Origin of the sequence: Nakamurella aerolata, from assembly GCF_013002705.1 — a bacterium.
In the GTDB taxonomy this organism is placed as follows: Bacteria; Actinomycetota; Actinomycetes; order Mycobacteriales; family Nakamurellaceae; genus Nakamurella; species Nakamurella aerolata.
Window position 1 is genome coordinate 653,141 of sequence record NZ_JABEND010000001.1, and the last position, 21,158, is coordinate 674,298.

The window sequence follows — 21,158 nt, forward strand, 5'->3', positions numbered from 1 at the left end:
AGCTGAACGAGGCTGCTGACCCGGGGGGATCATGAGATCGGTGCGATTAACGGCGCTCGTCGCCGCAGCGGCGATGTTGCTCGGCGGTTGCAGCACCACGGTCGATGGCGGCGCTGACAGCAGCGGCGGCGCCGGCGGCTCGGCACCCAGCGCCGGCCTGCCGGACGGCGACGCCGGCGAACGTCTCGACGCGGTGCTGGCGGGCCTGCGTCGCGGGTCCGACGCTGTGACGACGTTCCAGGTGGTCGAAGTACCGAAGGATCCGGGCGCGGTCGACACCGAAACATCCATGATCAGGCGCGTCGAGGGTGGCTACGAGTACCACAAGCTGACCGAGCGCACGCCGGCCCCGGGAGCGGCCGCACCGAGCAGGGCGGGAAGCCGGAGCGACGAGCGTCCCGACGAAGAGATCGTCGTCGACGGCCAGGTGTATGCGCGGTCGAAGGCGGCCGAGCTTGAACTCGGTGCGCCGCAAGGTGTCTGGTTCCGCGCCACCACGGACTCTTCCAGCGCCGTGCTGTCGGCGCTCGCCACCCTGGTCGCATCGAAGGAGACCGACCCGCTCTCCGAGTTCAGCACCGACCTGACCGACCTCGCGAACATCACCACCGCCGTCGATGAACTCGCACCGAGGCAGCTGGACGGCGCTACGGTCCGCGGGTACCGGCTCAGCTATCAGGACGGCTTCGTGAAGCAGCCGACCGAGTTCTGGGTGGACGACCAGTGGCGGCTGGTCCGCGCACGCGGCGGCACCCTCGGCGACTCCGAGCGACGCTTCTCGAAGTTCAACCAGCCGGTCGAGATCAAGGCACCCGCCGCTTCCGAGGTGTACCAGGTGAAGTGATGGCGGAGGGCTCGCTGACCCGGTCCCCCGGCGTGTCGCCCGCGCCATCGTCAACGGAATCCTCCGGCCCGAACTCGCAGGCGGCCTCCATCGGTGACGAGACGGTTTGGGCGCTGCGCCGGCTCCAGTCGCGGATGCCGATCAGCACCATCACGAAGAAGATGGCGTAGACGATGCCGGAGAAGTACAGGCCGGAGTGCCAGGCCAGCGGCACCCCGACGATGTCCACTCCGATCCACACGAACCAGAACTCGACGTAGCGGCGGGCCTGGGCGTACATGGCGATCACGGTGCCGACGAAGATCCAGGCGTCGCAGAGCACCATCCACCACGGCGCGCCCGGGTAGAACGAGGCGTTGGTGGCCTTCAGCAATGCCCCGACGGCGCCGGTGCCGACCACCATCGCGGCCAGCAGCGCAATCCGCTGCGGCCAGCCGGCCCAGCGCACCGTGATGGTGCCCTGTTGGTGCTTGTTCTGATTCCAGCGCGCCCAGCCCAAGCACGCGGCCAGGATGATCAGCACCTGCCGTGCGGCGTTACCGCCGAGGTGGACGGAGATGCTGGCCAACAGCAGCAGTACCGAGCCGAGAATCTGCACCGGCCACGCCGAGATCTTGCGGCGCAGCGCCAGCACCACGGTGGCCAGCGCGAAGATGTTGCCGAAGAAGTCGGACCATTTGATGCGCAACCCGAACAGGTGGAACGTCGAGTCGAGCCACGTGAAAATCTGCACTTGCTTGTCTCCCGGTCACGATGCCACGTGACCCGGGGTGCGCAGCGACACGCCGGACCCGTTGCCGCAGCGGCACAATCGGGTTCCACCGTCGTCGCCTCGTGCGCCTCCCATCCGGACTTTCACCGTCGGCTCTGGATTTTCACCAGATCAACCGCCGCGCTCGCCCGGTCGCCGGACGATCGTGGCGGGTCGCGGGCTTTCACCGCCGGCTCGGATTTTCACCGACCCCGGAGCACGATGTACTTGCTGTACAGAACAGAAGCTACACCCGCCGCAGCAACTCATCCACCAGCGCGTCCCTGACGGGTTGCCCACGTCCGGCAGCCGTCACCACGAACAGCTCCCAGCGCAGCTTCGGGGTGGCCGGCACGGCGACCACATCGGCGCGCCCCGGCGATACCAGCATCGGGACCACAGCGACGCCGAGCCCGGCGGCGACAAAGTCCGGCACCGTCGCGAGATCGGGCACCTCGACCGCGACGTGCCGCCGGAGCCCGCGCCGGCGCAGCCAGCCGTCGAGCAGCACCCTGGTGCCGAAACCCCGCGGCAGCTCGACGAACGGCTCGTCGACCAATTCGGTGATCGGCACGCTGGCCCGGTCGGCGAGCCGGTGCTCCGGCGGCAACAGCACCGTGAACGGTTCTTCGATGAGGCGATGTTTGCGCAGCCCGCGCATGGCGGCGGCCGGCAGACCCCCGGAGAAGCCGAGGTCCAAGCGTCCGGCCCGGACGCCGGCGACCACATCGGTCGAGCCACGCGGCAGCGTCTGCAGCCACAGTTCCACCTGCGGGTGTTGACGCCGGAAAGCACCGAGAAGGCTTGGCAGCTCCAGTCTTTCCAGATTGGTCAACAACCCGATCCGGAGCCGGTCGCGTAGTGGCACCCCCGGGTCGTTGCCCAGACTGCGCAGCTCGTCGACGTCGGCGAGGAGGCGGCGGGCCACCGGAAGCAACTCGCGCCCGGCGGCGGTCAGCTCGACGCTGCGGGTGCTCCGGACGAACAGCGACCGGCCGACCTCGCGTTCGACGGTCTTGATCGCGGCGGACACCGTGGACTGCACCATGTGCAGCCGCTGCGCCGCCCTGGTGAAGCTGAGCTCCTCCGCCACCGCGACGAAGCTGAGCAGGTGGTTGGTCTCCACCGGTTCATGCTGTCACGAATTATTCGGCGCTATCGATCAATACGTCCAGAATTGTTCGTTGGACACGTTCCCCAGGCCGGGCCAGGATGGTGCCATGACCGCTGATCTTGCCGCGCGCCCGCACCGGGTTCGCGGGCCGCTCAAGGCGGCCGGGCACGGCACCGGGTTCTGGCTGCTGGCCGGGTCTTTCGCGGTGGTGATGGCCTTCACCACCCTGCCAACCCCGATGTACCGGCTGTACCAGGAGCGCGACCACTTCCCCACCTTCATGATCACGCTGATCTTCGCCGCCTACGGCTTCGGCGTGATGGCTGGGTTGTATCTCGCCGGGCACCTGTCCGACTACCTGGGCCGGCGGCGGGTGATCGTCGCGTCGGTGCTGTTGCAGCTGGTGGCGACGGCGATCTTCCTGTTCAGCAAGGACACCGCTGCGCTGCTGGTCGCCAGGTTCATCTGCGGGGTCGGCATCGGTGCGCTCACCTCGACCGCCACCGCGCAGCTCACCGAGTTGCGGTCAACCGCCGCCCCTGGCGAGCCGCCGCGGTTCGCCGCGACGGTCGCGACGGTGGTGAACATGGGTGGGCTGTCGCTCGGGCCGCTGGTCGGCGGGGTGCTCACCCAGTGGCTGCCCAGCCCGCTCACCCTGCCGTTCGCTGTTTTCGGGGTGCTGCTGCTGGCGGTTGTTCTGGTGGTGCTGGTGGTGCCGGAGACGGTGGAACGCAGCAAGCGGCGGTACCGTCCGCAGCGGGTGGCCGTTGCGCCGCACCATCGCGGCGAGTTCGTCGCGGCCGCGCTGGCCGCCGCCGCTGCCTTCAGCGTGATGGGCTTCTTCACCGCGCTCACCGCCACGCTGCTCGGCGGCGTGATGCACATCGATTCCCGATTCGCCATCGGGGTGACGGTGTTCGCGCTGATGGCGTCCTGCGCGGCCAGCCAGGTGCTGTTCGCCAGGATGGCGCCGCGACCCAAGATCCGTTGGGGCATGGCGCTGATGACGGCCGGGCTGGTGCTGGTGGCCCTCGGTGGGCTGACGGCGAGCTTCGCGGTGTTCGTGGTGTCGGCCGTTGTCGCCGGGGCCGGCGTGGGCCTGGTGTTCACCTCGGCCATCGCCGCCGCCGGACGGATGGCCGACCCTGGGCGTCGCGGTGAGACCATCGCCGGGATGTTTCTGGCCGCCTACGCCGGCATCACGGTGCCGGTGATCGCCGCCGGTGTCGCGCTCAGCTGGGTGCCGCCGGTGACGGTGCTGGTGGTCTTTGCCGGCGTCGTCGAGGTGTGCGTGCTGGCCGGCACCGCGCAGATGCTGCGGCACACCACGAACTGAATCCGGGTTACTCGTTGACCCACAGGCAGAACGGGTGCCCGGCGGGGTCGAGCATCACCCGCACGTCGTCCTGGGGTTGGAAGTCGGCGAGCCGGGCGCCAAGCGCGGTGGCGTCGGCGACCGCGGCGGCGACGTCGTCCACCGCGATGTCAAGATGGAACTGCATCGGCACATCGTCGGGGTTCTCGGCGGGCCAGACCGGCGGCCGGTAGTTCTCCTCCAGCTGGAACGAGAGGTAGCCGGTCTGTCCCTGCGGTGGCCGCAGGCTGATCCAGGTGTCGTCGAGTTTCTCGGGCAGTTCCCAGCCCAGCAGGCCGGCGTAGAACCTGGCGAGGGTCTTCGGGTCGTCGCTGTCCAGCACCGCGCTCCAGCTGGCGTCGCGGCCGCGCCCGGCGATGCCAGCCAACGGTCAGTGCCCCGCGGGCCTGCGGTGGTACTCGAAGAGCATGCCGCAGACGCTCATCAGCAGCAGCCCTGTCCCGATGATCACCAGCCAGACCAGCCAGAAGGCGACCGCGATGGCGGTCAGCGCTGCAGCCGCGGCCACCGTCACCGGCCAGTACGAGCCCGGCGAGAAGAAGCCGAGCTCGCCGGCGCCCTCGGAGATCTCGGCGTCGCGGTCCTCCGGCCGCGGGCCGTCCAACCGGCGTCCGGCGAACGCGATGAACGAGCCGATGATCAGCGTCAGCCCGCCGGTGAGGATCAGCGCGACAAGGCCGACCACCTCACCCCTGGCGAAGATGCCGTAGATGATCGCCGCCAGCCAGAAGAACGCGGTGAGGCCGAGGAACATCACGACCTCGACGTGCATGCCACGGGCCTCGGACTTGCCGTTGCCGGTGCCGTGCTCGTCGCTGCGGCGGTCGGTGCCGGTGGGATGAGACATCTCAGTTACCCCCGGGCTCTGAGGCGACCTTGGCCTGCCGGTTGGTGTCGAACGGGTAGGTGGTGGTGGCCCGCGGGGCGCACAGCTGGCCACAGGCCGGGATCTGCTTGCCGACCTCGGACAGCGCCTCCGCCGAGTTGTACGGCGTGTTGGTGGCCGGGTTCACCGTGCTGCGCAACCGCAGGTAGGCGTCGTACACGTTCTGCGGCACACCGCGCACCTCGAAGTTCATCGCGGAGTGGTAGGTGCCGCAGAGCTCGGCGCAGCGGCCCACGAAGGCCCCCTGCCGGTCGATGGTCACCTGGAAGGTGTTGTCCGACTGGTTGGCTTCCGGATCCGGGAAAACGTCCCGCTTGAACAGGAAGTCGGGCACCCAGAAGGAGTGCACGACGTCGCGGCTGCGCAGGTTGAACTGGATGGTCTTGTTCACCGGCAGCACCAGCACCGGGATGTCTTCACTGGTGCCGATGGTGTGCACCTGGGCCGGGTTGTACCAGCTGGTGTCGTCCAGCGGACCCCGAACGTTCTCCCGCGGTTCGCCCGCAGCACCTTCAGCCCCCGCAGCGCCCTCGGCATCCTCAGCTCCCTCGGCGGCACCGGAAGCGGCCGGCTGCTCCTGCTGGGCCGCGCCCGGCACCGTGGTGCCGGCGTAGCCGAAGTCCCAGTTCCACTTGAACGCGGTCACGTCGATGGTGACGTCGGGGTTCGGGTCTTTGGCCAGCACCCGGTTCTCGACCGTGACGGTGAAGTAGAACAGCACCGCGATCAGCACGAACGGGATCGCCGTGCAGACCAGCTCGAACGGCAGGTTCTCTTTGGTCTGCTTGGGGTACGGCGGCGAGTTCTTGCGCTTGCGGTAGGCGATGAACGCCCAGAACATGGCCGCCCAGACGATGATGCCGACCACCAGCGAGGCGATGAACGCCCCTGACCAGAAGTACTGCATGTGCCGGCCTTCGGGGGTGACCCCTTCCGGCCAGCCGAAGCGCGGCAGGTCGGCCATCGAACAGCCGCTGAGCATGGTCGCGGCGACGACCAGACCGCCGGCGAGGCCGACGCGTCGCAGAGTGCTGGACCGTGCCACCAGACCGCCTTCCGTGAATCATCACATCGCTTGCCAGCGCGTCGATCCAGCGGGTTGAGCCGGGCCGGACGCTTGCTGGCGCGCTCTGAGATTACTGCACCGGCACACCAGCGGCGGCACCGGGGAGCTGCGTGGCGTCAGCAATACTGGGGCGCGTGTGTGGACTGATGGGTTTCGTATTGACCACCCCCGACGGACGGATCGGTGACGGGCCGGTGGATCGGGTCGCCGAGGTGGCCGCCGGGATGCCGCTGTGCCGGCACCGCGGGCCGGACGAGCCGGGCACCTGGCACGACGACAGGGTGGTGTTCGGCTTCAACCGGCTGGCGACCATCGACATCGAGCATTCCCAGCAGCCGCTGCGCTGGGGTCCGCCGGATGACCCTGAGCGCTACGCGATGGTGTTCAACGGCGAGATCTACAACTATCTCGAGTTGCGCGCCGGCCTGACGGAGGAGTTCGGCGCCGAGTTCCGCACCGAAGGTGACGGCGAGTCGATCGTCGCCGGCTACCACTACTACGGGCCGAGCTGGGTGTCGCGGCTGCGCGGCATGTTCGCCTTCCTCATCTGGGACACCCGCGAGCAGGTGTTGTTCGGCGCCCGCGACCCGTTCGGCATCAAACCGCTGTACACCGCCGAGCTGGCCGACGGCATCGGGTTCGCGTCGGAGGCCAAGAGCCTGCGGGCGCTGCTGCCGCACCCTGACCCCGCCGTCAGCTCGGCCGACGGCACCGCCCCCGCCGTTGTCGACAAGACCGCGCTGCAGCACTACCTGGTGCTGCAGTACGTGCCGGAACCCGAGTCGATGGACGCGCAGCTGCGCCGGGTCGAGTCGGGCACCTCGTTCACCGTCGCCGCCGACGGCACCATGACCACCCAGCGCTACTTCCATCCGATCTTCGCCCCCCGCCCGGTGACGTCGGAGGCCAGCAAACGCGCGCTGTACCAACAGATCGCCGACGTGATGGACGATTCGGTCGGCAAGCACATGCGGGCCGACGTCACCGTCGGGTCGTTCCTGTCCGGCGGGATCGACTCCACCGCGATCGCGGCGCTGGCCAAGCGGTACAACCCGAACCTGCTGACCTTCACCACCGGGTTCGAGCGGCAGGGCTACTCCGAGGTCGACGTGGCGGCCGAGTCGGCCGCGGCGATCGGGGTGGAGCACATCGTCCGGCTGGTCAGCGAGGAAGACCTCACCAGCACGCTGCCGCTGATCGTCTGGTACCTGGACGACCCGGTGGCCGACCCAGCTTTGGTGCCGCTGTACTTCGTGGCGAAAGAGGCCCGCAAGCACGTCAAGGTGGTGCTGTCCGGCGAGGGCGCGGACGAGTTGTTCGGTGGCTACAACATCTACCGGGAGCCGTCGTCGCTGCGCCGCATCACCGGGCTGCCCGGCGGGCTGCGCAAGGGGCTGGCCGCGGTGGGACGCGTTCTGCCGCAAGGCTTCCGCGGCAAAGACCTGCTGCGCCGCGGCTCACTGGATCTGGAGCAGCGGTACTACGGCAACGCCAGGATCTTCCGGGAGGAGCAGCTGTCCGGATTGCTGCGCAGCTACTCCCCCGACGTCTCGTTCGCCGACGTCACCGACCAGGTGTACGCCCAGTCCACCGGGGTCGACCCGGTGTCGCGGATGCAGCACGTCGACCTGTTCACCTGGCTGCGCGGCGACATCCTGGTCAAGGCCGACAAGATGACCATGGCCAACGCGCTCGAGCTGCGGGTGCCGTTCCTTGACAAGGAGGTGTTCGAGGTCGCCCGGCACATCCCCGAATCGGAAAAGGTGACCCCGAAGACCACCAAGCTGGCGCTGCGCAAGGCCATGGAGCTGGTCGTCCCGCCGCACGTCCTCAATCGCCGCAAACTCGGCTTCCCGGTGCCGATCCGGCACTTCCTGGCCGGCAACTCCTACGAGTGGGCCAGGGGCATCATCACCTCGGCGCAGACCGAGCAGTACATCGATCCGGCCGCGGTGCTGGCCCTGCTGGACGCGCACAAGGCCGGCACGGCCGATTATTCACGGCAGATCTGGACGGTGCTGGTGTTCATGCTGTGGCACGAGATCTTCGTCACCGGAAGCGTGAAACCCGAAGTGCCGCACCCGATCTACCCGGTGCGGCTCTAGCGGTCAGCCGGCCTGCGTCCAGCCGACGGCAGCGGCGATCTCGGCGGCGGCATCGGCGCCGTAGGCATCAGTGAGCCGCTCGACGGCGGTGGCCGGCACCAGCTGGTACTCCTGGGTGCCCTTGGTCTCGAGAACAAGGGTGGCCAGCAGCGAGCCGAGCTGGGCCGAGCGTTCGATGCTGAGCCCCTTCTCCCGTCCCGAGAGGAAACCGGAACGGAAGGCGTCGCCGACGCCGGTCGGGTCGACCTTGCCGTGCTCGGGCACGACGGACACCGACAGCAGCCCGCCCGGCACCTGGGAATCGTCCTGCGCGGTGGCGATCTCGACACCCTTGGCGCCGTGGGTGGTGACCCGGTAGCGCACCTGCTGCAGGATCTCCTCGTCGGACAGCCCGGTCTTGTTCTTCAGCAGCCCGAGCTCGTAGTCGTTGGTGAACAGGTACTCGGCGCCGTTGATCAGCTCACGGGCCTGTTCGTCGCTGATGCGGGCGAGCTGCTGCGACGGGTCGGCGCCGAACGGGTAACCGCGCTCGCGGCACTCCTTGGCGTGCCGGACCATCGCGTCGGGGTCGCCGGCGGAGATCATCACAAGGCCGATCGCGTCCGGACCGCCCACCGCGTCGACCACAGGGCGCAGTTCGATGTCACGGGCCCTTGACATGGCGCCGGCGTAGAACGAGCCGATCTGGTTCATCGCATCGTCGGTGATCCCGACGAAACGGGCGGTCTGCACGTCGTCGTGGCGGGCGACGTAATCGCAGTTCACGCCGTGGTCGCAGAGCCACGACTGGTAGGCGTCGAAATCCGCGCCGACGGCGTCCAGCAGCACCGGCGCGGCGCCCAACTGGCCCATGCCGAAGGCGATGTTGCCGGCCACCCCGCCGCGCAGCACCACAAGGTCATCCACCAGGAACGACAACGAGATGCGCTCCAGCTGGTCCGGCAGCAGCGAGTCGGTGAACTTGCCGGGGAAGTGCATCAAATGGTCGGTGGCGATGGACCCGGTGACGATGTTCGGCACGTACTACTCCCGCTGCTGGTCGGTAAGGGACGGTCGCGGCGGCTGAGCACGAACCGCGACGCAGCGACCTTACCGGCTTAGATCAGTGGAAGCTGTCGCCGCAGGCGCAGGAGTTCTGGGCGTTCGGGTTCTCGATGGTGAAACCCTGCTTCTCGATGCTGTCGACGAAGTCGATGGTGGCACCGTCGAGGTAGGGCTTGCTCATCTTGTCCACCGACAGCTTGACGCCGCCGAACTCGACAACGGCGTCGCCGTCGAGGGTGCGGTCGTCGAAGAACAGCTCGTAGCGCAGCCCGGAGCAGCCGCCCGGCTGCACCGCGATGCGCAGCACCATTTTGGGGGTGCCGTCGCGGTCGAGCAGGGCCTTGGCCTTCTCGGCGGCCGGATCGGTGAGCGTCACACCGTGGGCGCGCTGCTCGGTGGCGGTGTCAGGTGACGTCATGGGGAATCCTCCGCACTAGCAAATTTGCACGTTCTGTATCTGAACTGTCTTTGATCTTGGTTTGATCTTGCGCTACTTCGATGATGCCACGGTTCGCCGCCGGTGCCGGTGCTCGACAGCTTGACCGTCAACAGGTTCAGCGCCGGGTCCACCGGTTTATTCCCGGATCCGGCCGGGAACGGCCTCGACTACCCTGGATCCGTGAGTTTCCTGCGTCGAAGCGCCACCAAACCCGCCGCTGACGGCCCGGCCGACGGTTCTGCTGACGGCTCGGCCGAGGCCGCCGCCGATAGCGCGGCGCCGCGGCGCCCCGGGCAGAGTGCCCCGAAGGGACGCCCGACGCCGAAGCGCAGGGAGGCGGAGGGCGCACGGCGCGGGCCGGTCGCTCCCCCGCCGATGACGCAGCGGGAAGCGGTGAAGCGCTCCAAGGAGGCCACCAAGTCGCTCACCAAGGACGAGCGCAAGGCGCTGACCCGGGAACGCCGGGAGCGGATGATGCGCGGCGACAACGACTACCTGATGGCGCGCGACAAGGGCGAGATCAGGGCCTGGGTGCGCGACGTGGTCGACACCAGGCGGAACCTGGCCGGGCTGTTGATGCCGCTGGCGATCCTGTCGTTCGTCGTGCTGCTGATCCCCAACCCTTACGTCACCACGTACGGCCCGATGATCCTGCTGGTGGCGATCCTGGCGGCGGTGGTCGACGGGGCGATTCTCGGCCGCAAACTCGGCCGCGACGTGAAAGCCGAGTTCCCCAACGGCGACGGCACCACCAACCGCACCTCCGGCCGGGCGCTGGGCTTCTACGCCTTCAACCGCGCGGTGATGCCGCGGCGGTGGCGGGTGCCCAAGCCACGAGTCTCGCGCGACGGCAGCTGAGCTGACCTTGCGCAGCGGACTCAGCCGCCGCGACGAGATCGTGCTGGTGGCTGGAGAGTTGTTCGCCGCCAACGGTTTCGCTGCCGTCGGCATGGACGACATCGGCGCCGCGGCCGGGGTCACCGGACCGGCCATCTACCGGCACTTCCCGTCGAAGGCTGCGGTGCTGGTCGCGGTGGTCGACCGGATCATCGACGCCGTCACCGCGGTGGACGACGCTGCCGGTGACCCACCGCAGCAGCTCGCTGCTGCGGTCCGCAGCTATGCCGCCGGCGTCACCGCCTTCCGCGGGCAGATGGCGGTGTTCGTCCGGGAGGTGCACCACCTGCCACCGGAGTACCGGGACGCCCTGCAGGCACGGCAACGCCGGGTGGTGCACCGCTGGCGCAGCTTGACCAGCGCGGTGCATCCGGAGTGGGAGGCCGAGCGGGTGCGCACCGCCGTGCACGCCACCTTCGGGCTGCTCAACTCGGTCGGCACGTTCGCTTCACCGCTGCCGGACGCCGAATTGGCCGAGCAGCTCACCGCGCTTGCGCTGCGGGCACTCGCGGTGCACTGACTGAACTCTCAGAGCTCTCAGAGTGAGCCGGCCAGTCGCCGCAGCCGCCGCAGCGATTCGTCCTTGCCGAGAATCTCCAGCGATTCGAACAGCGGCGGCGAGATGCGCTGGCCCGAGGTGGCCACCCTGATGGGGGTGAAACCCACCTTGGGCTTGAGCTCGAGCCCTTCGATGACGGTCTGCCGGATGCTGGCCTCGAGGTTCTCCGCAGTCCACTCGTCCAGCGCGGCGAGGGCGTCGGTGACGGCGGAAAGTACTTGCGGCGCAGAGTCTTTGAGCTGAGCCTTGGCGTCGTCGGCGATCGGCAGCTGCTCGGCGTCCGAGAAGAACGGCCGCACGTAGTCGGTGGCCTCGGTGAGCTTGGTCATCCTGGTCTGGATCAGCGGGGCCAGCGCTGCCAGCCGCTCCCTGATCGGCTCGGAGACCTGGCGTTCGCTGTCGATATCAGGCCCGAATGCCTTGTCCGCCAACAGGTACGGCAGCACGGCCTGGACAAAATCGGCGGTGCTCAGCTCGCGGATGTAGACGCCGTTGAGCCAGTCCAGCTTCTTCATGTCGAAGATCGGCCCAACGGTGGAGATCTTGCCGAAGTCGAAGTCTTCGGCGAACTCCTCGAAGCTGCGCACCTCGCGCTCGGTGACGACGTTCTCACCGTTCGGCCCGGCTGCGGTGTCGATGATCGGCGGGTAGCCGAGCAGCGACAGGAAGTTCACCAGAGCCTGCGGCAGGTAACCCTGTTCGCGGAACCACAGCAGCCTGGCCGCTGGGTTCTTGCGCTTGGAGATCTTGCTGCGGTCGGCGTTGCGCAGCAGCGGCATGTGCGCGAACTGCGGTGTCGGCCAGCCCAGGAACCGGTACAGCAGCAGGTGTTTCGGGGTGGACGAGATCCATTCCTCGCCGCGCACCACGTGGGTGATGCCCATCAGGTGGTCGTCCACCACCACCGCGAGGTGGTAGGTCGGGAAGCCGTCGGCCTTGAGGATCACCTGATCGTCGGGGAACGGTGCGTTGACCTCGCCGCGGATCACGTCGGCGAACCGGGTGGGGGCGTCTTCCGGCACCAGCATGCGGACCACCGGGTTCGGGGTGAAGCCTGGCAGGGTGGCCCGTTCGGCTTCGGTCTTGCCGTAGCAGAGCCTGTCGTATCCGGTGGGGCGGTTGGCTTTTCGCTGCGATTCGCGCATCAGCGCGAGCCGCTCCGGTGTGCACCAGCAGTAGTAGGCGTGCCCGTCGGCGATCAGCTGCTCGACGAACGGCCGGTAGGTGTCCAGCCGCTCGGACTGCCGGTACGGCTCGCACGGGCCGCCGATGTCCGGGCCCTCGTCCCAGTTCAGGCCGAGCCAGTGCAAGGTGTCGAACAGTTGCTGCTCGCTGCCCTCGGTGTAGCGATTCTGGTCGGTGTCCTCCAACCGGAACAGGAACTTCCCGCCCTGGTTCCGGGCGAATGCCAGGTTGAACAACGCCATGTATGCGGTGCCGACATGCGGATCGCCGGTGGGTGAGGGCGCCACCCGCACCCTGACCGTTCCTGGCAGGTCGGCAGGCACGGTCGGCAGGGTGACTGAGTCGCGTTCGGGGCTGTGTGTCATAGCCCCCTGATCCTATTTCAGCGGCGGCTGCGTCAATGCCGGCACCGGTTGCGGCGGCGCAGCGCCGACGTAGGCGGCGGACGGGCGGATGATCTTGCGGTCGCTGGCCTGCTCAAGAATGTGCGCGCTCCACCCCACCACCCGGCTGACCGCGAACGTCGGGGTGAACAACTCCCGCGGGATGCCGCACTGCTCCATCACCACACCGGCGTAGAACTCGACGTTGGTGCCCAGCGGCCGGTCGGGCTTGAGTTCGCGCAGGGTGGCCAGCACCTGCCGTTCGACGGCGACGGCCCGCTCGGCCAGCTCCGGATCGAACCCGGCGGCGGCCAGCTCCTGCGCGATGTCGCGGAGCATCGCGGCGCGCGGGTCTTCGGTGCGGTAGACCGGATGTCCGAAGCCCATGATCCGGTCGCCGGCCGCGACCTTCTCGCGTACCCAATCCGCGGTCCGGGCCGGGTCGCCGATCTCGTCGAGGCTGTCCAGCGCCCGATCGGGAGCGCCGCCGTGCAGCGGACCGGAGAAGGTACCGATCGCGGCGCACACCGCCGAGTACAGGTCGGCCCCGGACGAGGCGACCGTGCGGGCGGTGAAGGTGGACGCGTTGAAGCCGTGGTCGGCCGTGCTGGCCAGATAGGCGTCGATGGCGCCAACGAGGCGAGGGTCGGTCGGGTCGGACGCCGTCGAGACTTGAGCAAGCCAATACCGGGCGGTTGCGCCTGGACCCGGTTCGATAGTGGCGCCCCGTTCATTGGCTACGTCACTGCCCACGTCGTTGCCAACGTCGCTGCCCACGTCGGTGCCTGCCCCGTTGCCCACTCCGGTGCGGAACCGGTGCAGCGCAGCAAGAATCACCGGCGTCACCGCACAGACCCGTTGTGCGGCGGCCATCCGCTGCGCCGGGTCGGAGTCCCACAACGGAGCCGCGTCGTCCAGCTGCGCCAACAGCGACAGCGCGGTGCGCAGCGCGGCCAGCGGGTGTGCTTTGCGTCCCGCTCGACCGATGGCCGGTAGCAGCTGCTGCAGCTGGGCGGGCAGTTGCGCCGGTGCAGCGGGCGATTCCGAGCCGTTGGGCAGCCGGCCGTTGAACATCAGGTACCTGACGTCTTCGAAGCCGCGACTGCGGGCCAGCTCGACGGCCGAGTACGGACCGAAGTGGTAGAAGCCTTCGTCGCCGCGCACGTCGCCGATGGTGGTGGCGGCGACGCGGACCCCGGCGAGCCCGGGTGGCACGTCAAGTGTTGCAGCGGTTTTCGCGGCGGGAGCTGTCATGGCTGCCCACGCTGCACCCCGCTCGAGCGGCGGTCAATGTTGACCCGATCAACCCCGCGACGGCGACGTCATCGCACCCCGATGCCGCAGCGCCGCGAACGCGGCGGCGAGTCGATGCTGGCGCGGCGCCGGCGGTTCGAAGCGGAACCGGTCGGCCGCGGCGAGGTCGGAGCGGAGCCGGGCGGCGTCCCTGTCGTTGTCACTGGTTTCGAAGTCGCTGGTCATGAAGTCGCTGGTCATGAACTCAACGGTGCGCCCGCCAACTCTCAAGCACAAGCGAATGTTTCTTCACAACTATTCGGCTTTGCTTACCTATCGGCTAGGCTGTGGCGCATGTTCGACGTGAATCGGCTGCGGGTGTTCCGGGCGGTGATCGCGGCCGGCTCGGTGAGCGCAGCTGCCGAGCGGATGGGCTACACGCCGAGCGCGGTGAGCCAGCAGATCGCCGTGCTGCAAAGGGAAACCGGCCTCACCCTGTTCGAGAAGTCGGGTCGCGGCATCGTCCCGACACCGGTCGGGCGGCAGCTCGCCACCCGCAGCGACGAGCTGATGTCGACGCTGGCCAAGCTGGATCTCGAGGTGGACGATCTGCGGGCCGGCCGCACCGGCAGCCTGACCATCGGCAGTTTCGGTTCGGCGGCGGAGCAGTGGCTGCCCTCGGTGGTGGCGACAGTGCTGGGTGAGTTCACCGACACCAAGCTGTCGGTGGTGCTGACCGATCCCCCGGTGTCCGGGGTGCGCCCGGACATCGACCTGGTGACGGAGGACCCGGCGGACCCGCCCACCGAGCGCGCCGACGCCGACCGGATCGAGTTGATCACCGAGCCGTACGTCGTTGTGCTCCCGCGGGAGCATCCGTTGGCGGACCGGCCGAGCGTTCGGGTGGCCGAGCTCGCCGAGCACCGCTGGATCAGCGATGACGTCGGCGAGGGTGCCTGCTCGCGGATCACCCGCAGGGCCTGGCGATCGGCGGGGTTCACCCCGCGGGCGGTGGTGCAGGCTGCCGACCATCACGGGGCGATCGCCTTCGCCGCTGCCGGCGTCGGCGTCAGCGTGATGCCCAGCCTGGCCGCCTGCGGCCTGCCGGAGACCGTGGTCAGCCGGCCGCTCACCGACCCGACGCCGGAGCGGCGGATCGTGGCGATCGTCAGACACCAGAACAGTTCTCATCCGGCGGTGGCCAGGGTGATGCAGCTGCTGAAGGGCGCGGTGGCTGCCGCGGTCGCGGCCTGAGCGGCATGCCAGGTGTGCCGCCGCAGGCGCTGCTGTCCACGGCCCAGGTGGCGCGGGTGCTCGGTATCAAGCCGCAGAGCGTTTACGCCTACGCCAGCCGCGGCCGGCTGCATCCGGTGCGGGTGCAAGGACGGCGCGGTTCGTTCTACGCCGCGGATGAGGTCGGCGCGGTCCGCGACAGTGGCCGCAGTCCCGATACCGGTCTGGCGGAACGCATTCAGACCTCGATCAGCCTGATCGAAAGCGACCGGTTGAGCTATCGCGGGCACGATGCGATCCGGCTGGCCGGCACCGAAACCTTCGAGGGCGTCTGCGGTTTGCTGTGGCAGGCGCCTGGCGCCGACTTCCCGACGGCAGCGATTCCGGAGCTCGTCGGGCTGCCGTCCGCGGCCCGCGGCATCGACCGGATCCGGTTGGGTGTCGGCCTGGACGCTGCGACGCCGGCGACGCCCGGCGGCGGCGGCCAGCCTGCGGAGATCGGCGCGGCCCGCTCGGCGATGGCGGCGGCGGTGCAGGCACTGGCGCCGGGGGCGCCGCTGTCCGGCGCACTCGCGCGACGGTTGTGGATCGCGTTGTCCGGCAAGCGGTTCGACCGGGTCAAGGCCGGGCTGCTGGAGCAGACACTGATCGTGCTGGCCGACCATGAGCTGGCCGGGTCCACCACGACGGCCCGGGTGGCGGCGAGCACAAGGGCAAACATCCATGGCGTGCTGTTGGCTGCGTTGGGCGCGCTGGACAGTCCGCTGCACGGCGGCGCGTCCACCGTGGTGCGACGGTTGGTGACCGCGGCCAACGTCGATGCCGGCGCCGTGTTGGCGGAGTACGCCGGCAGTCCGCGGGCCGCACCGGGTTTCGGGCATCTGGTGTACGTCGAGTCCGACCCGCGCGCCGAATTCCTGCTGCGGCAGGCGAATACGGCGCTTGCCGGCAGCAGCCGCCGGATCGATGCCGTGTTGCGCTCGGCCAACCAACTGGTCGAAATCTGGGGTGAGCGGCGCGGCTGGTTCCCCAACGTTGACTTTGCGCTCGCGGTGCTGACCGAGGCGCTGGCGCTGCCGGTGGACGCCGGCGAGACGATCTTCGCGATCGCCCGCATGTCCGGTTGGACGGCACACGCGCTGGAGGAGTACGCCGAGCCGCCGATGCGCTTCCGGCTGCGCGCGGTTTATGTCGGTGAGCGGTCCCGGTAGGTTTACTATTTGCGCATGCACGCAAACACTCACCCGCCGGCGTGGCCCGACGAGGTGGTGACTCTGGCCGTCGAGGTTCTGCGTCTGCTCGCGGACCCGACGCGATTGCAGTTGTCCGGTCTGTTGCTCGACGCGGAACGCTCGGTATCGGAACTTGCCGGGGCTATCGGCAAGCCGGTTCCCGCGGTGTCCCAACATCTGGCCAAGCTCCGCATGGCCCGGCTGGTGACCACCCGCAAGCAGGGCACGTCGGTGCTCTATCGGGTCGAGAACGGGCACGTGCGGCAACTGGTGCTGGACACCATCGGTCATGTCGAGCACCTGCTCGACGACGTGCCGGCCCATCACCGCGTGCAGGCGATCTCGTGAGCCGGCACGACCGTGATCACCAGCACGGCCATGACGATCCGTACGTCCCCGGGCACGTGCACACCGACGGACATGAGCATGCACACGGACATGAGCACGGCGGCGGGTGGTGGTCACGCGTCCGCCATGCCGCCTCGGAGTTGGTCGGCGGGCACTCACACGATGCCGCCGATCAGGTGGATGCGGCGCTCGAGGCTGATGCGCGTGGTCGGCGGGCGCTGTGGATCAGCCTGGGGGCATTGGCGCTCACCGCGCTGCTGCAGGGCATCGTCGTGTTGTTCACCGGATCTGTGGCGTTGCTCGGCGACACGATGCACAACGTGGCCGACGCTGCCACCGCGATACCGCTGCTGATCGCGTTCTGGTTGGCAAAGCGTCCACCGAACGACCGCTACACCTACGGCTATGGGCGTGCGGAAGACCTTGCCGGATTGTTCGTCGTTGCAATGATCACGCTGTCGAGCGTGCTGGCCGCCTGGCAGGCGATCGACCGGCTGATCAACCCGCATCAGGTGTCGTATCTGTGGGCGGTGGCGATCGCCGGGGTGATCGGCTTCGCCGGCAACGAGTTGGTCGCCCGTTACCGCATCAGGGTAGGACGGCAGATCGGGTCGGCGGCTCTGGTGGCCGATGGACTGCATGCCCGCACGGACGGATTCACCTCGCTGGCGGTCGTGCTCGGTGCCGGCGGGGTCGCGGTTGGCCTCCCGTGGGCCGACCCGGTGATCGGTCTGTTGATCGCGATCGCCATTCTCGGGGTGCTTCGCTCGGCGGTGAAGCAGGTGGGCGCTCGGCTGATGGACGCGGTGAGCCCACAACTGGTCGCGACTGCCCGCGCAGTCATCACGGGAACCGATGGGGTGCAAGGGGTCAGGACGCTCCGGTTACGGTGGATGGGGCACACCCTGCACGCCGAAGCCGATGTCCTCATCGCCGCCGATCTGCCCGCCGTGACCGGCCACGAGATCGCTCATCGCGCCGAACACGAGCTGATGCACCATGTGCCGAGGCTGACCACTGCCACCATCCACGTCAGCCCAGCCGGGGCTCACGCCGCCGCCTGAACGCCGCCTGAACGCGGGTGGTTCACCGAACGAATCGCGGCTGCTGGTGTGCAGTGATGTACGCCGGTGGGTAGTGGATGTGGACGCGCAGCAGCGGCACCGGTTCGGTGCGCGCCGACGGCCCGTTGGTGCGGGGTGGCGACGTGCGGTACACGTGCCCGGTGGGCGTGCAGACGTAGCTGCCGTCGGTTTCCTGCCAGGAGTGCCAGCCCGGAAGCTCCTTGAGATAGTTGCCGCGGGCGCAGAGACCTTGGCCGTTGTTCGCGGTGGTCGGGCCGCCCCGGGCGTACGGTTCGATGTGGTCGGCGTGCCGGATGGGCGCGTCGCAGAAGGGTTGTCGGCATTCTCGGTCGCGCGCGACGATCAGGTCGCGGAGCAGGCCGGTGAACTCTCGTGGTGCCTTCCGGCGCTTCTCGACAGCGACCGCGACACCGGTGATCGGGTCGGTGAGCAGCCTGCGCACCCAGAGATGCTCTGCGGCGCCGGCGATCTCGCGAGCCAGGTCGCCTGGAATGGGGCCGTGTCCGTCGAGCCAGCCGGCGCCGTTGTCGGCGCCCAGCAGGGTTTCGGTGGACATGGTGAGGTTCAGCAGGACGGCCGGGCAAGCACCGGCGTCGGTATCGGCAGCGGCCGTGGCGGCGGTGACGTCTTCATCAGATCCACTGGGGGGCACCGGTTTTGCGTCGGCCGGTACTGGTTCTGCGTCGGCCGGCGAGGCGTTGCCTACCGACTGCACGAAAAGATCGGCCATCAGCTGGTCTTTGGTGCGGGTATCGCCGGCGGCCCTGGCTTGCTCGGCGGCGGCGGCCAGCCGGGCGTGGGTGGCGACGCCGTCGGCCACCGGCAGCAGCGCGGAGACCATCGTCATGGTGTCGGGCATCGGGCGGATGGTGACCCGCCGGTCGGCCTCGGCCCGGCCGCGACGATCTGTTGCCCCTTGCGGGTCGAGTTCGTAAACCGCTTGCCGGACACCGCGTTCGGTCTGCCGGAGATTCCAGCCGGGGAGCGCTTCGCTGAAGCCGACGTCTGCCAAGGCGGCCAGCCCGTCCTCGAGGTGTGAGGTCTGCGTGACCACGATCTGACACTGCCGCCACGACACCGCGCCGGAGCGAAGCCGGCCGTAGACCCGCGGAAAGCGCTGCCGCAGGCTGGATGCGACCGCCAGATCACGACTGGCGGCTACCGGAGAGATACGGCGGGCATAGGCAAGTTGCTCGGCGGTCCCCCGGCCGAGGTCGCGGGTTCGAACCCCGGCGGCCAGCTGACGTTGACGTTCGGCGTTGGCGAACTCGAGCGATTCGGCCGCGATCGCCCCGGACAGCTGCGCAGTCAGCCGTTCCATGAGCTGGATGCGGTCGATGGTGCGGGCGGGTTCTTCCGCTGCTCCGGTGGCAGCGCCGCCGCGCTCGGCCGACTCACTCAGAACGTCGGAGAGCTTGGCAAGTAGCCAGTCCATCCGGTCGTGATCGGACACCTCGAGCGCAAGCAGTTGGCGCGCGACGGAATCGACCGGGCCACTGCCCTGTCCCCCACCGCTCACCCCTTGTGCCATACCTCAGTCTAGCTCTGCTTTCCCGCTCTAGCAAGACTCCACAGCATCTTTCTCGAACGTTTTTTCGAGCGCGGGAGCGGCCCGGTGTCTAGGCGGCTGCGTCCCGACCTCGTTCGCCACGCCAAAACCCCCAGGGAGACCTAGGGTTCACATACTGGCCGATGCGGCCGGCAACGCTGGAACCGTCGCGGGTGCGCTGGGGCTCGCCGCGGCTGGGTTCGTGCTGATCGGAGCCTTCCTGCCCTATGTAACCGCTGGCGAGAGTCGCTCACTGTCAGTAAATCTATGGGACGTGCTGAGCAGCAGTGATGTCGCCGGCGGTGGTCTGCGCGGAGCAGTGCTGGCCTTTCATGACCTGACCAGGGATCTTTCGCTCCTGGACGATTCAGGTTTTGCCGGGAGCGGGCATTGGGTAGATGTCGCAGGGATCGGCAGTTACCTGGTGGCGCTCGGATCCGTGCTGGCTGTGGCCGGTGGGATCTTCGCGGCAACCAGCCAGCCCGCAACCCGGTGAAGCGTCGCAGCGTTAGCGCACCCGCCATTCGGCAAAGCGTTCGCGTTCGCGATAGCCGATGCGGCGGTAGATGGCGTTGGAGGGCGCGTAGTCGGCGTCGGTGAAGAGCACCACGGTGTCGGCACCCGCCTGTTGCGCAGCGGCGCTGGCTGCCGCGGTGACAGCCATGCCGAAATGCCTGCCGCGGAACGGTTCTGCGGTGTACACCGGCCCAACGCGACTCATCCCGTCGATCACCTGAGTGTGCCGCGCCCATGCAACGGTTTCATCGCCGACGGTCCAAAGCAGCTGGCGCGCGCCGAGCGCGTGGCCGCGGCGGGCCGCCGCAGGATCGAAATCGACTGGTACAGCGCCGGTCTCGGTGGCGAACCTGGGTACCCATTCTGCCAGGAGGGCCAGGTCGGCCCGATCGGCGAGGTCAGCCTCGCGGGCCCGGCCGGCGACGCGGCCCGGTGGCACCAGCTCGCCGAGTTCGTACAGCAGCATGGACATCTCCGGCCCAGCGCTGCCGCCACCTCGGACACCGCGTCCGGCGCCACCTCGGCGACCAGCTGGGTGAGCAGCGGCTGCTCCCCGCGGGGCGGCGACTGCAGCGCGGCGCCGACGCAGCGGTCACCGGCGAACGCCAGCACCGTCAATGCTTGCTCCGCCGCGGGTTCGGTCCGAAGATTGTCCAGCACCGTGCTCACGATCGTCGCCCGCGCCCGGTCGGCTGCCGCCAGCTCGGCACGGCGGAACGACCCGACAGGGCATCCGGCAGCTGGCGAATCGACAACCCGACGCTCACCCGAGCAGCATGCCATCGCGGGCCACCAGAGTCCCCCGAAATTTCTTTGCCGAGCGATGTCGAGAACAGCGGGGCGGCTTCGTCCCTGGGGTGCATGCGGCCAGAATGGGCCGCACCACATCCGAGGAGTTCATCATGGCCAAGTACCTGCTGCTCAAGCACTACCGCGGCGCCCCGAAGGGCGTCAACGACGTCCCGATGGAGCAGTGGACGCCCGACGAGGTGACGGCCCACCTCAAGTACATGCAGGATTTTGCCAAGCGACTGGAAGCCACCGGAGAGTTCGTCGACGGGCAGGCGCTCGCCCCCGAAGGCACTTTCGTCCGCTACGACGGTGAGGGCCGGCCGCCCATCACCGACGGGCCGTTCGCCGAGACCAAAGACCTGATCGCCGGCTGGATGACCATCGACGTGGACAGCTACCAGCGGGCGGTCGAGCTGGCCGGCGAGCTGTCGGCGGCGCCCGGCGCCGGCGGCAAGCCCATTCACGAATGGTTGGAGCTGCGGCCCTTCCTCGCCGAGCCGCCCACCGTCACCGAGTAGCTCG

Annotated in this window: 23 protein-coding genes and 1 riboswitch; of the genes, 11 read left to right on the forward strand and 12 right to left on the reverse strand. The window is 68.7% G+C overall.

The annotated features are described in order from the left end of the window. The first annotated feature begins 40 nt into the window (after window positions 1–40). Window positions 41–844, forward strand: coding sequence for a hypothetical protein (locus HKD39_RS02815; RefSeq protein ID WP_171198268.1), 804 nt, complete (start codon window positions 41–43; stop codon window positions 842–844). Here HKD39_RS02815 and pnuC read toward each other — a convergent pair. Both pnuC and HKD39_RS02825 read right to left on the reverse strand, forming a co-directional pair. After that, window positions 804–1,577, reverse strand: a complete 774-nt coding sequence (gene pnuC, locus HKD39_RS02820; protein ID WP_171198269.1) for a nicotinamide riboside transporter PnuC — start codon at window positions 1,575–1,577, stop codon at window positions 804–806. The two genes, HKD39_RS02815 and pnuC, sit on opposite strands and share 41 nt — an antisense overlap. A 98-nt stretch (window positions 1,578–1,675) precedes the next feature. After that, a riboswitch (FMN riboswitch) is annotated at window positions 1,676–1,819 on the reverse strand. Window positions 1,820–1,842: 23 nt separating this feature from the next. Then, the gene (locus HKD39_RS02825; RefSeq protein ID WP_171198270.1) at window positions 1,843–2,721 is read right to left on the reverse strand and encodes a LysR substrate-binding domain-containing protein; all 879 of its coding nucleotides are present in this window, start codon (window positions 2,719–2,721) and stop codon (window positions 1,843–1,845) included. Between the two features lie 94 nt (window positions 2,722–2,815). Between HKD39_RS02825 and HKD39_RS02830 the strand changes: the two genes are divergently transcribed. Beyond that, on the forward strand, window positions 2,816–4,045 hold the full coding sequence (locus tag HKD39_RS02830) for an MFS transporter (protein ID WP_171198271.1): 1,230 nt from the start codon (window positions 2,816–2,818) through the stop codon (window positions 4,043–4,045). A 7-nt stretch (window positions 4,046–4,052) separates the two neighbouring features. On the opposite strand, the gene HKD39_RS02835 is transcribed toward HKD39_RS02830, so the two are convergent. The 3 genes from HKD39_RS02835 to ctaC all read right to left on the reverse strand — a co-directional run bounded on the left by HKD39_RS02835 (window position 4,053) and on the right by ctaC (window position 6,015). Continuing rightward, the gene (locus HKD39_RS02835; RefSeq protein ID WP_212753800.1) at window positions 4,053–4,451 is read right to left on the reverse strand and encodes a VOC family protein; all 399 of its coding nucleotides are present in this window, start codon (window positions 4,449–4,451) and stop codon (window positions 4,053–4,055) included. 3 nt (window positions 4,452–4,454) lie between these two features. Next, entirely contained in the window at window positions 4,455–4,856 is a 402-nt protein-coding gene (ctaF, locus tag HKD39_RS02840) for an aa3-type cytochrome oxidase subunit IV (protein WP_171198436.1), read from the reverse strand. 76 nt (window positions 4,857–4,932) lie between these two features. Next, on the reverse strand, window positions 4,933–6,015 hold the full coding sequence (gene ctaC / locus HKD39_RS02845; protein ID WP_343074540.1) for an aa3-type cytochrome oxidase subunit II: 1,083 nt from the start codon (window positions 6,013–6,015) through the stop codon (window positions 4,933–4,935). 155 nt (window positions 6,016–6,170) lie between these two features. On the opposite strand from ctaC, the gene asnB reads away from it, so the two are divergent. Continuing rightward, the gene (asnB, locus tag HKD39_RS02850) at window positions 6,171–8,141 is read left to right on the forward strand and encodes an asparagine synthase (glutamine-hydrolyzing) (RefSeq protein ID WP_425488406.1); all 1,971 of its coding nucleotides are present in this window, start codon (window positions 6,171–6,173) and stop codon (window positions 8,139–8,141) included. A 3-nt stretch (window positions 8,142–8,144) separates the two neighbouring features. Here the strand turns inward: asnB and HKD39_RS02855 are convergent, their stop codons facing one another. Both HKD39_RS02855 and HKD39_RS02860 read right to left on the reverse strand, forming a co-directional pair. After that, window positions 8,145–9,161, reverse strand: a complete 1,017-nt coding sequence (locus tag HKD39_RS02855; RefSeq protein ID WP_171198273.1) for a PfkB family carbohydrate kinase — start codon at window positions 9,159–9,161, stop codon at window positions 8,145–8,147. 82 nt (window positions 9,162–9,243) lie between these two features. After that, on the reverse strand, window positions 9,244–9,603 hold the full coding sequence (locus HKD39_RS02860) for a HesB/IscA family protein (protein WP_171198274.1): 360 nt from the start codon (window positions 9,601–9,603) through the stop codon (window positions 9,244–9,246). A gap of 201 nt (window positions 9,604–9,804) precedes the next feature. Here HKD39_RS02860 and HKD39_RS02865 point away from each other — a divergent pair, with 201 nt between their 5' ends. Both HKD39_RS02865 and HKD39_RS02870 read left to right on the forward strand, forming a co-directional pair. Continuing rightward, window positions 9,805–10,482, forward strand: a complete 678-nt coding sequence (locus HKD39_RS02865; RefSeq protein ID WP_171198275.1) for a DUF3043 domain-containing protein — start codon at window positions 9,805–9,807, stop codon at window positions 10,480–10,482. Between the two features lie 7 nt (window positions 10,483–10,489). Next, window positions 10,490–11,041, forward strand: a complete 552-nt coding sequence (locus tag HKD39_RS02870) for a TetR/AcrR family transcriptional regulator (RefSeq protein ID WP_171198276.1) — start codon at window positions 10,490–10,492, stop codon at window positions 11,039–11,041. 17 nt (window positions 11,042–11,058) lie between these two features. On the opposite strand, the gene gltX is transcribed toward HKD39_RS02870, so the two are convergent. Genes gltX through HKD39_RS02885 form a run of 3 tightly spaced genes read right to left on the reverse strand, consistent with a single transcriptional unit; the run spans window position 11,059 to window position 14,142 of the window. Further along, window positions 11,059–12,630 (reverse strand): glutamate--tRNA ligase, encoded by a 1,572-nt coding sequence (gene gltX / locus HKD39_RS02875; protein ID WP_171198277.1) that lies wholly within the window; start codon window positions 12,628–12,630, stop codon window positions 11,059–11,061. Window positions 12,631–12,642: 12 nt separating this feature from the next. Beyond that, window positions 12,643–13,902 carry a citrate/2-methylcitrate synthase gene (locus HKD39_RS02880; protein WP_171198278.1) on the reverse strand — a complete coding sequence of 420 codons (1,260 nt, stop codon included), beginning with the start codon at window positions 13,900–13,902 and terminating at the stop codon, window positions 12,643–12,645. Between the two features lie 48 nt (window positions 13,903–13,950). Beyond that, window positions 13,951–14,142, reverse strand: a complete 192-nt coding sequence (locus tag HKD39_RS02885; RefSeq protein WP_171198279.1) for a hypothetical protein — start codon at window positions 14,140–14,142, stop codon at window positions 13,951–13,953. Window positions 14,143–14,235: 93 nt separating this feature from the next. Between HKD39_RS02885 and HKD39_RS02890 the strand changes: the two genes are divergently transcribed. The 4 genes from HKD39_RS02890 to HKD39_RS02905 are packed head-to-tail and all read left to right on the forward strand — an operon-like array spanning window position 14,236 to window position 17,758. Further along, on the forward strand, window positions 14,236–15,135 hold the full coding sequence (locus tag HKD39_RS02890) for a LysR family transcriptional regulator (protein ID WP_171198280.1): 900 nt from the start codon (window positions 14,236–14,238) through the stop codon (window positions 15,133–15,135). Between the two features lie 5 nt (window positions 15,136–15,140). Next, on the forward strand, window positions 15,141–16,325 hold the full coding sequence (locus HKD39_RS02895) for a citrate synthase (protein ID WP_171198281.1): 1,185 nt from the start codon (window positions 15,141–15,143) through the stop codon (window positions 16,323–16,325). A gap of 15 nt (window positions 16,326–16,340) precedes the next feature. Beyond that, window positions 16,341–16,694 (forward strand): ArsR/SmtB family transcription factor, encoded by a 354-nt coding sequence (locus HKD39_RS02900; RefSeq protein ID WP_171198282.1) that lies wholly within the window; start codon window positions 16,341–16,343, stop codon window positions 16,692–16,694. Continuing rightward, complete coding sequence (locus tag HKD39_RS02905; protein WP_171198283.1) at window positions 16,691–17,758, forward strand: cation diffusion facilitator family transporter; 1,068 nt, start codon at window positions 16,691–16,693, stop codon at window positions 17,756–17,758. The genes HKD39_RS02900 and HKD39_RS02905 overlap by 4 nt, the downstream gene beginning before the upstream one ends. 22 nt (window positions 17,759–17,780) lie before the next feature. Here the strand turns inward: HKD39_RS02905 and HKD39_RS02910 are convergent, their stop codons facing one another. Further along, on the reverse strand, window positions 17,781–19,310 hold the full coding sequence (locus HKD39_RS02910; RefSeq protein WP_171198284.1) for an HNH endonuclease: 1,530 nt from the start codon (window positions 19,308–19,310) through the stop codon (window positions 17,781–17,783). Between the two features lie 220 nt (window positions 19,311–19,530). Here HKD39_RS02910 and HKD39_RS02915 point away from each other — a divergent pair, with 220 nt between their 5' ends. Next, on the forward strand, window positions 19,531–19,824 hold the full coding sequence (locus HKD39_RS02915) for a hypothetical protein (protein WP_171198285.1): 294 nt from the start codon (window positions 19,531–19,533) through the stop codon (window positions 19,822–19,824). 12 nt (window positions 19,825–19,836) lie between these two features. On the opposite strand, the gene HKD39_RS02920 is transcribed toward HKD39_RS02915, so the two are convergent. Continuing rightward, entirely contained in the window at window positions 19,837–20,316 is a 480-nt protein-coding gene (locus HKD39_RS02920) for a GNAT family N-acetyltransferase (RefSeq protein ID WP_171198286.1), read from the reverse strand. Between the two features lie 430 nt (window positions 20,317–20,746). Between HKD39_RS02920 and HKD39_RS02925 the strand changes: the two genes are divergently transcribed. Next, window positions 20,747–21,154, forward strand: coding sequence for a YciI family protein (locus tag HKD39_RS02925; RefSeq protein ID WP_171198287.1), 408 nt, complete (start codon window positions 20,747–20,749; stop codon window positions 21,152–21,154). Window positions 21,155–21,158 lie beyond the last annotated feature (4 nt).